Source organism: Klebsiella sp. X1-16S-Nf21 (assembly GCF_002837615.1).
GTDB lineage: Bacteria > Pseudomonadota > Gammaproteobacteria > Enterobacterales > Enterobacteriaceae > Klebsiella > Klebsiella variicola.
In genome coordinates, this window is record NZ_PJDK01000021.1 from 12,538 (window position 1) to 26,709 (window position 14,172).

A 14,172-nucleotide genomic window follows, 5' to 3' on the forward strand; every position below is an offset into this window, starting at 1 on the left:
GTTTAAAATGATCGATAATCACAAAATGATAGGAAAAAACTATCAAAAGGTGATGATTGATCGATTAATAAAATCAATGAGAACTCAGCGTAAAAAAAAAGAAACGACATTTCAAAATTAAAAATAACAAAATCAATGAGTTAATTTTGTTGTGAAACTTCTTGTCTGGAATTCAACGCTGGATGAGAGCACTATTGCGACTCATTTGGGAGTCATCCTAATTGCCTAATGTAGCAATATACTATATTTAACTTATATATAGTTTTGAATAATAAAGAAAATTCATCTTTCATTACTCTCAATACAATATCTATTTTTACCGTTACGTTTAGCTTTATAAAGCATTTCATCTGTTGCTTTAATCCACTCGATGATCGATTTTTTATTTTCAGCACAGGAAATACCGATACTCACAGTACAGCAAATACCTTTGTGAGAAGACATTGAAATTTTTTCAATTCTTTGCCGAATTATGTTAGCCATGTTTAAAACAAGCTGATTATTACTATTGTTAACAATGATAGCCAACTCATCACCACCAAATCTTGCAGGAATATCCTTCTCACCAGTGCACTCTCGCAATATTTTCGATATACGATATAAAACTGCATCACCAACCTCATGACCATAGCTATCGTTGATGTTTTTAAAATTATCCACATCAATGAGAACAAGATATGAATGGATCCGTTTTTTTCGCGTAGCCTGGAAAGCGCTCTCCATTTTCTGCTCAAAAAAACGACGGTTTGGGAGTTCTAAACCCGGATCCATGAGAGCCTGTTTTTCTAGTAACTCTCTTCTTTTCCTCAGCTTTATAGATAAATGTCTCGAAACAACACTCAAAACGATGGGGTAGCAGGTAGCTAAGGGTAAAGAAAACAAAACCGTTCGGGTACTGAACTCCGTCGTATATTTGAAATCATTTATAAACCAAACTGTCAAAAAACTACTCATCATCCATAACAATGCTGGTTTTAAAATTTTCATCCCTCCAGCTGCATAGCGATCTGCTATTTGAGCGGAGATGATGAATAACGATGGAACCGGACTAACTTGCATTATTCCAATCCAAATCCCAGCCCAGAATGAATCGAGTATCAAATTCTTTTTTTCTGTATTCAGCATGTCCTTCGATATCACACTTGCAAAGTAAGCAACTGATGGCCATATAAGCGCATTCAAAATCAACAACGCAAGCGTAATTTTATTATGTAATTGTTCTAGAAGAACAGAATAAATAGGAATAAAGCAAAGAAGTGAGCCGACCTGACGTAGAAAGTATACCCGTTTAATAAACGATAGATTTCTATCTGATATGTATTTTTCATCTGGAAAATTTTTTAACATAACAAACCCATTATGAATTACCAGTAGTCAGTCATCTAGTTAATCTAAAGATTACTAAATAAATATCGCTCTCTATTACAAAAATATAACACCGATGTGTAAATTACAAGATGGCACACTAAAATAATTATAATCACATTTAATACGCATTGTTTTTTTTCACTAATCTAATTGATAATAGCCTATAAAACCACTAATTTAGTAGTATCCGCTCATAGAGCGGTGTTTTAACAGCATTTAACTCTAAATATTAATTAATCTTGGTATGCAGCTAAAAAAACAACATCTGACCAGTACAATGATTATCGTTTTTTGCAAAATATTTTGTGATATACATAGCAATTAATGTCGTTTCAGTACCACGGCTACTGCCCCCATGTAACTTTTATGCCCCTTAAGTTCGCAGAAAGTCAACTGCTTTGTTCAAATCATGTACCACGGCTATCAGGTCAGCGACGATTACCGTATAGCATACATTCATTGACCAGCTCCCCGTTAATTAATACACCCCGATGTTAGTAATGCCTTCATAAGCCATTTGAGGACATCCCCATGAAGAAGCGTTTTTCCGACGAACAGATCATCAGTATCCTCCGCGAAGCTGAAGTCGGGGTTTCTGTCCGTGAGCTCTGTCGTAAGCACGCCATGTCCACTACACATTTCATAGATAACTAATCAACAAAGTTAAGCAATAATCTACAACCAAGACGAAAATAATGAGGGTTCTCGCGATTTGATACCTGGGGGAGGGGAGGCATGCGATATGCTCTGCTGCGTAAGGGATGTTATGGCACTGGCTAAATTTTTTTCCGACATTTGCTCTCTGCATTGTCAGTACGCCGCACAGCTTCAGGAGTGAGTACACATATCCTCCATAAAACATCCATTCGCGATTTACATCATGACGCTAGACTTAGCGCATGTCTTTTATGGCATGCTCAATTATGCCGTCTCATTTCACTTAACTGAAATAATAATCCAATGGAAGAATATTTTTATACTCCGATGCTTAATACGTAAGCGTCGTCTGAGTACCGTCTGGTCCCGAATCCAGGATCCTTTAACTTAAGCGCCCACTTATTTTGCAGGTGGACACCTCATGCGCACCAAAGAACGACTTCCCCGGAAACGCTATTCTCCAGAATTTAAGGTGGAACTGGTCAGGCTGGCTCTTGAACAAGAAGGCAGTATCGCCGCTCTGGCCCTTCAACATGACGTCAACGATAATCTGCTCTTTAAATTGATAAGGCTTTGGCAGCGTGAAGGGCGGGTCTGTCGACCCCGAAAGAATGCAACGTCGCTTCCTGCCTTGATACCCGTGTAGCTTCAGGCGGAGCCTTCTCTCCCAACATTCGAACCACCATCCTGTTCATCTTCCACTGCCTGCCACATAAAATGTCGGGGCGGAGAAATAACACTGACTCATCCATCTGCTGAGCTCATGAGCACAGCTCTGCGCGAGCTGATGCGGGGGGTCTGTATGATAAATCTTCCCTCAGGCACAATAATCTGGCTGGTTGCCAGTATCACCGATATGCGCAACGGCTTCAATGGCCTGGCCGCAAAGGTGCAGACAACGCTGAAAGATGACCCGATGTCCGGTCATGTCTTCATCTTTCGGGGCCGCAGTGGCAGTCAGGTCAAACTGCTATGGTCTACCGGCGACGGGCAGTGCCTGCTGACCAAACGGCTGGAGCGCGGCCGCTTCGCCTGGCCGCCGGCCCGCGATGGTAAAGTGTTCCTGACGCCAGCTCAACTGGCGATGCTGATGGAAGGTATCGACTGGCGGCAGCCAAAGCGGTTACTGACATCCCTGAACATGTTGTAGCTCTCTTTATCCTGGTTGTTGCAGAATAAGCCTAGTAAAATACGGGCTTATGAACGACACCTTTCCTGACGACATCCTTCTGCTGAAACAGTGCCTGGCCGAACAGGCAGCGCTGATCCACGCCCTGCAGAAGAAGCTGAACAGCCGGGAACGCGAAATAGACCATCTGCAGGCGCAGTTGGATAAACTGCGCCGGATGAACTTCGGCAGCCGTTTCGAAAAGGTATCCTGCCGTATCGCACAGATGGAAGCTGGCCTGAACCAGCTTCAGAAAGAAAGCGATACGCTGACTGGTCGGGCGGATGCCCCGGCAGTGCAGCGCCCGCTGCGTCAGATCCACGCCCGCAACCGTTCCCCGAATCACTCCCCCGCGATGAAAAACGGTTTTACCTGCAGAGCCCTGTTGCCAGGACTGAGGTGGTTCGCTGAGTTACCTGGGTGAGGATGCAGCCGACCAGCTGGAACTGATGCGCAGCGCCTTCCGGGTTATCCGGACTGTACGTGAAAAGCATGCCTGTATTCAGTGCGATGCCATCGTGCAGGCCCCCGCGCCTTCGAGGCCCATCGAGCGAGGCATCGCCGGACCGGGGCTGATGGCACGCGTACTGACCTCAAAATATGCAGAGCACACACCGCTGTATCGCCAGTCGGAAATATAAGGCCGCCAGGGTGTGGAGTTGAGTCGCTCACTGCTGTCGGGCTGGGTGGATGCATGTTGCCGGTTGCTGTCACCGCTGGAAGAAGCGCTTCGGAACTATGTGCTGACTGACGGCAAGCTCCACGCCGATGACACGCCCGTACCGATGCTGTTTCCAGGTAATAAGAAGACGAAGACCGGGCGGTTGTGGACGTATGTTCGTGATGATCGCAACGCCGGGTCAGCGCTGGCCCCGGCGGTGCGGTTCGCGTACAGCCCGGCCAGAAAAGGCATACACCCGCAGACCCATCCTGCAGGCTTCAGTGGAGTACTGCACCGGGTTCAATGAGCTCTACCGCGACGGCCATATAAAGGAAGCCGCGTGCTGGGCCCATGCCCGGCGTAAAATTCATGATGTTCACGTTCGCACTCCCTTAGCACTCACGGATGAAGCACTAAAACGGATAGGCGAGTTGTATGCCATAGAAGCGGATATCAGCGGAATGCCAGCAGAACAGCGGCTTGCCGCCCGCAAGTTGAAAACGAAAGCACTTCTTAACTCACTAGAAAGCTGGCTGCGTGAAAAGGTGAAAACCCTGTCCCGCCACTCTGAGCTGGCAAAGGCGTTCATCTATGCGCTGAATCAGTGGGCGGCGTTGAAGTACTATACAGACGATGGCTGGGCTGAAGCAGATAACAACATCGCTGAAAATACCCTGCGGATGGTCAGCCAGGGTCGTAAAAACTTCCTGTTCTTCGGCTCTGACCATGGAGGTGAGCGCGGAGCGTTGCTGTACAGTCTGATCGGGACATGCAAACTGAACGTAGTGGATCCAGAACGTTACCTTCACCATGTCCTTGATGTCATTGCTGACTGGCCGATAAACCGGGTCGGTAAACAGCTGCCGTGGCGGATCACACTGCCTGCCGAATAACCCATCACCGTCACGTCAATACGGTTCGCGCTGTACGCTTACTCAGAGCCCAGCACTGGCTGGTTTGCGGTATCTGCTCACACAGTCATGCCAGCTTCTCCTGTCGTGATTCTGTAATCCATTTTTTGCCATACTGCCATAGGAAGCGGGTGTCTTTGGCCTGGCGACGACTGTCAGCTGGAAGCCGTGGTGACGGGTTTTATCCACCACTTCAGCTAGCTGTTTCGCCACATGGAAGCGGTCAAAGGCGATTTTACTCACCGCATCGGGCAGATGGATGCGGGCCGCTCTTATATAACCCGCGTTCATGTCCATTGACTGGTACAGAAGACTTCACCAGCCGGAAAACTACTGCGGCAAAAATTGCCAGAGCACGCGGTCAGCGTTTCTTTGTTCACATCTGCAATAGACATGATGCCAGTGAACATTACTCAAGCTACATGGCTTGTGTTGAATGCCAGAAACAATGGTACAGGGATAACGGTAAGCGTAAGCCGGATCCAGAAATCAAACCTTTTAGCTCTCCCTATACAATTGCAGCGGTATTTTTCAAAGGTATTAGGCTGTGAGTGGATGATACATCCCTCCCTGCGAAAACAAAGAGGGAGGGCAAGATTACTTAATCACAACTTTAACTTCTTTTTCCTGCCAGCCTGATTTGTTAAATGACTGACCGTAAATGAGTTTTAGTGTGCTTTCCCCTTTATTTTCACCAATGAAGTGAAGCACTTCTTCACCACCGCACCCTACAGCATCTTTCGGACAGTCTTTTGACTGCTCATATCCTCCGGAAACGAAAATCAATCCATCAGGAAGGTCTTTGATCATCCAGCCATAACCCGTGGTCGGATTGGACTCAAGGGATAGTTTGACATCTTTACCGACTTCACCTGTTACAGTGGTAGTTTCGTTTGCAGCACTGGCAGTTATAGCAGCGGACATCATAGCGCCGAAAACGATAGCTTTAACTTTGTTCATGTTTATTATTCTTCCTTTCACATAACAATCGACCGAAAATCCAGTGGTGCAACAATACATGGTTTTCCACCTACATGAATTAATCTTGACATACTAACAATCTATCTCGAATGGCATTAATCTTTTTTTTCCAGATTGGGTAAGGTCGTTTGATAGCTCAATATTCATACATGATGGAACATATCTGTGAAGGTCTGGGAAGAGGTAACGAGCAGAAGAATACCTGCTTAGAAGGCGAACCTGAGAAAGTAGCGTTTAACAAGCACTTTTTTGACATATCTGCAATGAAATCAATCAGAAAGCCCCGCGCAAAGCAGGGCGTGACTCTTAACCAGTTAAATTAAGCTAATTCTTTCAGGTTGTTACCGACCTTTGCTACCGTTATCCTTGAGCAATTAACTGTTTCCATTACGTCACTGTAGGACATACCAACCTGTTACAGCTTGGCTATCGAGGATGATATGTTCAGCAACGCGCATGCAGAGCCCCGGTTAACAGTAATTCGTGTCCATAATAATGCGGCATTCAGCGGGCGGGTCTCATCATGGCGCGAAGTTCTTCACGGCCAACGGCTTTGCCTCATTGCCCCGATGAGTCATAGTGTGGCAGTTCTGGCACAACGAGGCTAGCTCGTTGACGGGGTCAATCTGATAGTCTGCCCCGAGCGTTCTCAGCGGCCGGATATGATGAACGTGGATAAATCCTTTCCCGTGTTCACCTCAGGTTTTCTCAAAATCGAATCCGCAGCACTGACAGACGGCACCATGATGTGCAATACAGGCCCGCCTGGCGGCCGGGTCAAGTTCGTATGCATTAACGGTGATGGTTTTCGTCGTACCCTCACTGTAGCTGCCGGCAACAGCCAGTTCCTCAGGGTACGGACTGGCCGTGAAGTCGGCGTACCAGACGGCGCCCTCTTTTCTCAGAAAGCGTTTTTCCAGTCGGAGCTCAAAATCCTGAATGACCGCCACGTCCGGCGCATCCGGACTGGTGTCCTGCACCATATTGAAGGTGAAGAGGTCGTATCCCCCGAGGATATAACCGATATGCTCAACCGCCTGGGTGTAACCGGGATTCTTCCTGAGTCTGGCGTTGTACTCCCACGCTTCCCGCAGGATGACTGCGTGCTCCTGGTCACGTTCAACGTCCCAGGCACCGAAGATGACCAGCTGGTCGTCATGATTAATAAAAGACCAGCTCCAGGTCCAGTTACGACAGGTGGTGCCCCGGCTCTGAATAAATTGTGTGCGGTTCATTCTCTGCTCTGTTTCCGTTCAGCTCCGGACGTATTTTACATGCATAAGCCCGACATCCGGACTCTGGCGTCAAATAATTCATGGTTCTGAACAGACAAGGCGAATGAGATAAAAAATGTCATGGATATTTTAACAAAAATCTAACTCATTCCGGCGTGATGCAGAAACGTCAGGGAAAAGCCGGACTGAACGACAGTAGTCAGCTTGACTCAGGTCGGCGGTGTTGACTGACAGCGAAAAGCGGACATTCACAACTTATCGATAAAAGATGCAGGCTTGTAAAGCGGTCGCACATTTATCTTGTAGAAATAAATCAGGCTTTCTATATAGTTGGATGATGAACTTTCAAATCTCAGCAGGTAATTGTATGACCTTAAGTGTTAATCACGTTGGTTTTTCAGTTAAAAACATTGAAGACTCATTATTTTTTTGGACTCAGATTCTTGGAGGTATATTATTACGGGAAGGAAAAATGTCCGGACCTATAATCGATGAGGTAACAGGTGCAAGGGGAGCTGATGTACGAATGGCTTTGCTTGAACTGGCGGATATTCGAATTGAATTACTACAATACAATAACATTGAGCAGCCAGAAGAACCTTCAGCGCCCTATATCCCAGGCTACGCTCACCTTGCTTTTAATGTAGAGGATCTTGATACGCTCTTGGGCAAAGTATCGGACTACGGCTGGAAGACGCCGGGTAAACCTCAGACAGTATTGTCAGGCCCCATGCAGGGAACCAGAGTAATATATTTACAAAGCCCTGATGGTCAGGCGCTTGAATTGATGGAACGCAGTCAATGAGGCCCACATATAATGACCTGTTATCTTCTAATTAAAACAGAGATGTCTGCAAAGTCCGCTTTTGGCTGTGAGTTGAACTGATGGATGGTATCAACCAGCTCATGAAAACACTGGCTGAAGAGGGCTATGCACCACTGTAAGGGGGGCAGGTCAATGAGTTCTTGTGGGTACTGTCGCCGCCTGTATAGCGCCGGTGACCTTCGCCTGAGAAAGACCTTCCTGTTCTGCTATTTCTTTCTGGTTGAGACCTGACTCCTTAAGAGAGAGCAAACGTAGGCCAATCTAACGGATGTTATGCTCCTTCGCTGTCTTTATATCTTTAGTTTCTCGCGAAAGGCCTCTGGCCAAGAGCACAAACTGCTGCGTGATCCAGCTACCCAGACCGTGTCCCTGCTGGCGGCCTTCCAGTCTGAACTCATCTGTAAACAGATGTAGGGCCCCCTCTTGAGGCCAGTAGATTGCAGTGAAAGTCTGAGTCTCTGCATCGGCCAGGTACAGTGTCATTATGCAGGATGCCCGATGTAATCCATTGGGATAATGTTCAGAAGGTGGCCCCCTCGACTCCTCCCTGCTCATAATGACGACCAGATTTTCCTCCTGGGGTACTGTCATTTGTAATGATCTCCGGCAATGTCACGAGCCACATTGTTTTGTCGTCAACAGTCCGGGTCACGTAGTAGGTCATGTTTTTTCCCTGGAGGGTTAAACCCTGCAGCTGTCAGCAGTTATCGGAAAGGCGAGTGTCCCCTAACGCCACGACAGCCTGCAGGGCATCCGCTCTGGAGGGCAGTTCAATACAGTCACCGTGCTGAGGGTTAATATCTGCATCAATGGCTTCATTGTAAGGTGACGAGTGAAAGGGGATTAATAACGGAGCCTGACATTTATATTCCCCAGAACATCAGGTTTATCGCATTTTTGATGTCATTTTCCCGATGGCTGAGATCGGCCACTTCCTCCCCGGTGACCAAGGCCGTGACGCTGGCCATATCCGTGGTCATCAGGCGATAGCTGTCGTCCCCGATGTGCACCACCGGATAGAGCGCGCGGGAGACCTTATCCGACAGCAGCCGGGCGCTGGCCAGCGGGATCACCATTCTCCGCCCGGGAGTATCAATGATGTCGCTCTGCACATCCACGAACAGACGATAGCGGCTCTCTCTTTTATAGGTGTAAACCTTAAACTGCATCTCACCAGTCCCTGTTTTCGTCGGCAAATGAACCGTTCATATCAATAAACCGAGCGACTTCGGCCATCCCTTCCTGATTTTCCGCCTGCCAGCGTTCAGCACGCAGTCGCCGGGCTTCGTTTTGCATGGCCGTATTGACCAGACCTGATATATTGATGTCAGCCGCTTTAAGCAACTGATAGTTGTCGCTGTCAATGGTGACAGTAATACGCTGTTTCATAATGAGCTCCAAATGCGTACTTTAGGTATGCATATAAGTATACACCCTGAATGCAGGTTAGGAAGCATCAATGAACGTCTATTGTTATCAGCACATAAGTTTACTTCTGGTATTTTCACTAAAGAAAAAATGATCACTCTGATAATAAGCAGCCATATAACCATGCCATTAAATTACCGAATGGCTATTCCGGCCTGATCCGATTTATTGCAATTTAACGACTTTCCGGAAATTTACCACGGTCAGGAAGTCAGCGAAGCACGGTTTTGGCTGCTGCGCACCGGGTCACGGGACAGGGGTGTGACACAGCATATAGAAGTAACGCAGCTAATGGAGTGGCACATCTTGTATCACGGGGCCACTGCACGCGAGGGCGATTCCGGCAGATCCGGAATCGGGAGTTACTGAGTTTCACCGGACGGGCACAGTTGATGCACGACCTGAACGTGCGGCGCAGTAAAGAGATCAGAATATTATTGCAGGGGCTCGGCCAGCAAAAGATCATTCGCCTGACCAGCCGTACCCGTATCATCGCCATCATCGGCCCCGATTTTATCCGGACCTTCTGATCCTCCCCCTTCCTTGCGGAAGGGGTTTCTTCATCACACTGAGACCAGGCGGCATTCTTTTGCCTCCCGTGACGGCAGTGCTGTATTACCGAGTTGAAGAACCGTCCGCAGCAGGGCGTGACGTGCCAGTCCTCTCTTTCCGTACAGCCCGACTGTACTGCCAGGTGGAAGCCAGGCATACCAGTAAAACCGGTATCATCATCAGACCCAGCAGCTTCCATCCCAGCTGGGTCAGCATCACGCCCGCTCCGGATGTGGCTATCGCGGAGAAAACAAAACGGCTGGTTTCTGCCAGACCCTGCGCTTTTTTTCGCTCATTATCACGGTAGGACAGACTGAGCAGCGTCGAACCGCCAATAAACATAAAATTCCATCCTACCCCGACCAGAAGCAGACTTAAGCTGTATGCCAGCATCGTTTCCCCGGTCAGGTTTATCATGACAGCGGACATATTGAGCGCAATCCCCGCGTACAACAAAACGGTGAGCCCCACTTTTCGTATCAGGAAACCGGTAAACAGTGAAGGGACATACATCCCCAGCAGATGCAACTGAATGACCATTGCACCATCATTCATCGAGTGACGGTGCGTAACGGAGAGCGGGGCCGCCGTCATAAGAAAAAGCATGATGAAGGAGCCAATAACCAGATGAAACCAGGCCGTACGATAATCCGGACGTTTCATTAACTCCCGGCTGGTTGGCGATACTCCCTGGATCGCCCGGGTATCCGGGGAAGGGGAGTAACTTTTTGAACGCTCAAGGAACAGAGCCAGGTTAAACGCAGACAGAATACCCAGCCCTGCCACAACGAGATAAACACCGGCAAAGCGCGGGAGTCCGGGGATATCCCGCGCAATAATCGTCAGCAATGGCCCGAGGATTGCTGCCACAACACCGCCAATCATAACCAGAGAGATTGACTGCCCTTTCACTTCAGGTGGGGAGTGATCGGCAGCAACCAGACGATAGTACTGGCTGAAAGCCTGATAGACCCCCACCAGAAAGCAGCCGGTGCAAAAGAGTATAAAACTGCCCTTCAGCACAGCGAGGAAAGACAGTAATCCGCCTGCGCTACCGCATAAAGAGCCCAGAATAAACGCGAGTTTTTCGTTTCCCCGACCAATCATGCCGGCCGCAAACAGACTCGAGAACGCACCGGCGACCGTGATAAGTGCAAACGGAACCGTGGCCAGTTCATCAGTCGGTGCCAGCTGATAGCCCACCAGGGTGGCAATGGTCAGGTCAACAGACACGGCACAGGTAAAAAACAAATTACTGACAGCAAGTATCACAGGGATCCTGCCAAGAATATATCGCATGGTGCCCTCCTACAGGGATGAACTCAACGACAGTAAAGCGAAAGAATCATCGGTTAAACGCTGCGTTAACTGTTCCAGACTGATGCCGGGAGGGACAAAAAAAAGGGGACACTGCTCACGTCCGGTCGGACTGACTCCGGTATATCCGGCTGCGCGAACCTCTCTTTCCAGACGGACATCCAGCAGAAACCCGTTTTGTGTGGGTTCCAGAACAGCCACACCATGCCAGGGTACCCGGGAGGAGGAAGGCGATATCTGCACAGAGTAATGCCCGTGTTTCTCATCCTTACGGTGTATCGACATGCGCAGGGTTTCCGGGAACAGGGAACGTACATCATCGAAACCGGTCGTATTTTTACCTGCAGTATTGCTTTCATAGGCTGCAACGTATCTGGCAACCGCATGCAGCACCTGATTCAGGATCACTCGTCTTAATAACTCGACATCTTCTTTCTGAGGGGTATAGATCTTATTGATGAAATGACAGTAAAACTCGTCGTACTCAAGCGACTGCTCCCGGGCATACGTTTCAAGGAGAGGGTAGGGTAGTGCAAAGAGAAGCGGTTCAAACAACTGCTGAAGGCGGGGATCCTGCTCACGCAAAATCGTAAGAAATGCCCCCCTTCCTTCTGCCTGGTACAACCCTTCAGAATCACTGACACACGCCATCAAAGCATTAAGTTTGTTGGTGTATTCAAGATCATTAAAATACCGGGTTTTCCATGATAAATTATTCTGGATATCTTCGTAACGGATAAGTGACAGTAACTGATTGTCCATATTGACGGTATCCATAAAAGCCAGGAGATCGTAGCGATAGTCCCGTATCATCTTTCTGTCAAGCATATCGAAGCACGGGTAGCGATATTCATCCTGAATAGCATAAATATGTACCGGACTAATATCCGCCTGTATCCAGTGCCTGAACTGTAGAGGGGACATTTCAGCATCAGAAAGCAGAAGTAAAAATGAAGATAGATGTTCCGGGTGTTCATAATTCAGACATGTGTCATTCTGCAGTATTGAGCGGATGAATTTTCGCCGACGAATGTATTCTTTCCCGAAAAATTTAAGTCTCAAATCCTCTTCAATAAGAGTCATAGCTTCTCCGCGTTTACCGGATGTACGTTCTCCGGCTTGCCGTAACAATGTCCAGGGATCAGTTCCCTGTGCTTTAAGTGTTTCGGAGACGGAATGAGCCATATTAAACAGACTGCGCTGGACCTGCCGGCAGCTGGCAGCAATGGCATAGAGTACACTCAGGGTGTAGTACTCCCCCAGGTCCGGTAATAAAGAGTCATGTTTGAGTGGCGACGGTGTCCGGAAAGGTAACAACAATATGGAGAACGTCACCCGACCGGCTGGGTCAGTCTGAATATCTGCCACTCGTTGCGCTCGAGCCTCTGCGCTGAGGGTCCCTCTTCTGATTAGCCGGGATGTCATGACTTCTGTAATAATCTCGCGAAAATCACAGGGATTGTCCTGACCTGCCCGCGAAAGATTCCGGAGTGCATTATTTGAGATCCTGTCTGTCAGTTGTTTAATCAGAGCACCATATTTATTACTTATCCACTCTTCAATTATTTCACCAGGGACAATATGGTTTTCTTTTGACAGGATGTGTTCAGGGAGTGTCTGCAGTATGCCAAATGTTGAAGCAGTTTCATCAGTATGGTATTCGTCATGACTGGTCGTAAAAAGATTTAATACAGGTTCCATATTTATTACCTCTCCATTTCGTGAAAATGAATTAAAGCAAAAATGGTGCCATTAAAAAAAAGGATTTGGCCAGCTTTCTCCGTTTTTTTTGCACCGACCGGGAGCAAATGCATCATGCCTGGTGCAATAAATGTGATTTCACACGGTTATTATTAGATCTAAAATAGACAAATTATTTTGTGCTGTGTTTTTGAAATTAAAAAAATAAAGCTTGTCAGATTAATGCGGGGTCAGCTATCGAAAACAACGTGTTTCGTATAGCCGTTGTTATCCCCGGCTCTTAACCGGGAGAAATCCCCTCTGCCTTTTATCTCAGCGCTGCAGCAACCGGGCCATCTGATAGTGGCAAAAAAATAATTGGGCACGGTTAGGCGATTTACGCTTCGGTTAATTTTTTAGAACCTGGAATTTATGCCCCAGCCTTAACAGGAATGATCCTTTCTGCCAGGGATGAATGCTTGCCCAGCTCTGCGATAGGCACACCTGTCAATCCGGCGGCGGCATAATGATAGCGCAGGCGGACAGAGAAGGGCGGGAAAACCCGTGATATTTATGAAGTTTTGCGCGGTATACTCCAGAGCATTATCAGCAACGGGAAGGGCGGAAATGACAGCGACAATACCGGACGAATTTATCGCGGCATTTAACCGCGTTTGGCGACTGCCAGCGGGCATGGACAACGTCACCATACTTAAATCACCCGAATTTCTGCATCTTCGGAACACGGCAGATAAGCTTTGCTATGCCAAAATCAAAGAAAACCTCCTCGATCCATTTCTGCTTCGTGGACTCCAAAACTGCACAACTAAAAACCATGATAAGAAAACGGGTATGGATAAGAAGGGAAGGACTTGCTATAACAAATCCCTGATCAATTCCCATGGAGATAACATGGCTATTTCAGCTCGTAATCAGCTCGTCGGAATAGTGAGTTCAACAGAACACGGTGCAGTTAACGATGAAGTCGAATTAACACTGGCAGGTGGAGCAAAGCTGATTGCTATTGTCACATCTGGCAGCAAAGATGTGCTCGGGCTATTGCCGGGTAAAGAAGCTATCGCGCTGATAAAGGCTCCTTGGGTTACGCTGGCGACCGAAAGCTGTGGACTTAAATTCTCTGCCCGCAATCAGTTTGCAGGTGAGGTGAGCAAGGTAACGGAAGGTGCGGTAAATGCGACCGTTCATGTAAATGCCGATGCCGGATTTGAAATCGTGGCAGTCATCACCAATGAAAGCTGCGAAGTGTTACAGCTGGCAGTGGGCGTACGTGTGATAGCACTGATCAAAGCCTCTTCTGTTCTTATTGCCACACGAATGTAATGTGATTCTCTGAAATGACGAGCCTCGCATAAACGGGGCTTTTTAAT

The 14,172-nt window shown here is 47.7% G+C and carries 14 protein-coding genes and 5 pseudogenes; 7 read left to right on the forward strand and 12 right to left on the reverse strand.

Translation table 11 applies throughout. The annotated features are described in order from the left end of the window. Positions 1-282: 282 nt before the first annotated feature. Positions 283-1,347 (reverse strand): sensor domain-containing diguanylate cyclase, encoded by a 1,065-nt coding sequence (locus CW267_RS11835; protein WP_100781535.1) that lies wholly within the window; start codon positions 1,345-1,347, stop codon positions 283-285. Between the two features lie 552 nt (positions 1,348-1,899). Here CW267_RS11835 and CW267_RS11840 point away from each other — a divergent pair. From CW267_RS11840 to tnpC, 4 genes and pseudogenes are all read left to right on the forward strand, one after another. Beyond that, positions 1,900-2,010: pseudogene (locus tag CW267_RS11840) on the forward strand (transposase); the annotation flags it as partial. A 436-nt stretch (positions 2,011-2,446) separates the two neighbouring features. Next, positions 2,447-2,671, forward strand: coding sequence for a transposase (locus CW267_RS11845; protein ID WP_100781536.1), 225 nt, complete (start codon positions 2,447-2,449; stop codon positions 2,669-2,671). Positions 2,672-2,827: 156 nt separating this feature from the next. Further along, positions 2,828-3,175 carry an IS66 family insertion sequence element accessory protein TnpB gene (tnpB, locus tag CW267_RS11850; RefSeq protein WP_100781575.1) on the forward strand — a complete coding sequence of 116 codons (348 nt, stop codon included), beginning with the start codon at positions 2,828-2,830 and terminating at the stop codon, positions 3,173-3,175. A 49-nt stretch (positions 3,176-3,224) separates the two neighbouring features. Then, positions 3,225-4,747, forward strand: a pseudogene (gene tnpC / locus CW267_RS11855) (IS66 family transposase). An 88-nt stretch (positions 4,748-4,835) separates the two neighbouring features. Here tnpC and CW267_RS11860 read toward each other — a convergent pair. The 5 genes and pseudogenes from CW267_RS11860 to CW267_RS11880 all read right to left on the reverse strand — a co-directional run. Beyond that, positions 4,836-5,065 (reverse strand): annotated as a pseudogene (locus CW267_RS11860) (transposase); the annotation flags it as partial. A gap of 297 nt (positions 5,066-5,362) precedes the next feature. Next, a complete protein-coding gene (locus CW267_RS11870; protein ID WP_100781538.1) occupies positions 5,363-5,725 on the reverse strand; it encodes a protease inhibitor I42 family protein in 363 nt (120 codons plus the stop codon). A 340-nt stretch (positions 5,726-6,065) separates the two neighbouring features. Beyond that, a pseudogene (locus tag CW267_RS31245) lies at positions 6,066-6,161 on the reverse strand (resolvase); the annotation flags it as partial. A 106-nt stretch (positions 6,162-6,267) separates the two neighbouring features. Continuing rightward, positions 6,268-6,423, reverse strand: a complete 156-nt coding sequence (locus CW267_RS31250) for an HNH endonuclease (RefSeq protein WP_227521848.1) — start codon at positions 6,421-6,423, stop codon at positions 6,268-6,270. Between the two features lie 21 nt (positions 6,424-6,444). Continuing rightward, positions 6,445-6,981, reverse strand: a complete 537-nt coding sequence (locus tag CW267_RS11880) for an HNH endonuclease (RefSeq protein ID WP_227521839.1) — start codon at positions 6,979-6,981, stop codon at positions 6,445-6,447. 367 nt (positions 6,982-7,348) lie between these two features. Between CW267_RS11880 and CW267_RS11885 the strand changes: the two genes are divergently transcribed. Further along, complete coding sequence (locus CW267_RS11885) at positions 7,349-7,786, forward strand: VOC family protein (protein ID WP_100781539.1); 438 nt, start codon at positions 7,349-7,351, stop codon at positions 7,784-7,786. 134 nt (positions 7,787-7,920) lie between these two features. Here CW267_RS11885 and CW267_RS31255 read toward each other — a convergent pair. From CW267_RS31255 to ccdA, 4 genes and pseudogenes are all read right to left on the reverse strand, one after another. Continuing rightward, positions 7,921-8,110 (reverse strand): annotated as a pseudogene (locus CW267_RS31255) (chromosome partitioning protein ParB); the annotation flags it as partial. A 217-nt stretch (positions 8,111-8,327) separates the two neighbouring features. After that, on the reverse strand, positions 8,328-8,471 hold the full coding sequence (locus tag CW267_RS31260) for a hypothetical protein (RefSeq protein ID WP_227521840.1): 144 nt from the start codon (positions 8,469-8,471) through the stop codon (positions 8,328-8,330). Between the two features lie 199 nt (positions 8,472-8,670). Continuing rightward, positions 8,671-8,976: a type II toxin-antitoxin system toxin CcdB gene (gene ccdB, locus CW267_RS11900; protein WP_100781540.1), complete on the reverse strand. Its 306-nt coding sequence runs from the start codon at positions 8,974-8,976 to the stop codon at positions 8,671-8,673. 1 nt (position 8,977) lies between these two features. Next, positions 8,978-9,196, reverse strand: coding sequence for a type II toxin-antitoxin system antitoxin CcdA (gene ccdA, locus CW267_RS11905; RefSeq protein WP_009653145.1), 219 nt, complete (start codon positions 9,194-9,196; stop codon positions 8,978-8,980). A gap of 431 nt (positions 9,197-9,627) precedes the next feature. Between ccdA and CW267_RS11915 the strand changes: the two genes are divergently transcribed. Continuing rightward, positions 9,628-9,765 (forward strand): hypothetical protein, encoded by a 138-nt coding sequence (locus CW267_RS11915; protein WP_227521841.1) that lies wholly within the window; start codon positions 9,628-9,630, stop codon positions 9,763-9,765. Between the two features lie 85 nt (positions 9,766-9,850). Here the strand turns inward: CW267_RS11915 and CW267_RS11920 are convergent, their stop codons facing one another. Continuing rightward, complete coding sequence (locus CW267_RS11920) at positions 9,851-11,086, reverse strand: MFS transporter (RefSeq protein ID WP_100781542.1); 1,236 nt, start codon at positions 11,084-11,086, stop codon at positions 9,851-9,853. Positions 11,087-11,095: 9 nt separating this feature from the next. Beyond that, positions 11,096-12,805, reverse strand: coding sequence for an L-tyrosine/L-tryptophan isonitrile synthase family protein (locus CW267_RS11925; protein WP_100781543.1), 1,710 nt, complete (start codon positions 12,803-12,805; stop codon positions 11,096-11,098). Positions 12,806-13,696: 891 nt separating this feature from the next. Here CW267_RS11925 and CW267_RS11935 point away from each other — a divergent pair. After that, entirely contained in the window at positions 13,697-14,125 is a 429-nt protein-coding gene (locus CW267_RS11935) for a TOBE domain-containing protein (protein WP_047718108.1), read from the forward strand. Positions 14,126-14,172: the final 47 nt, after the last annotated feature.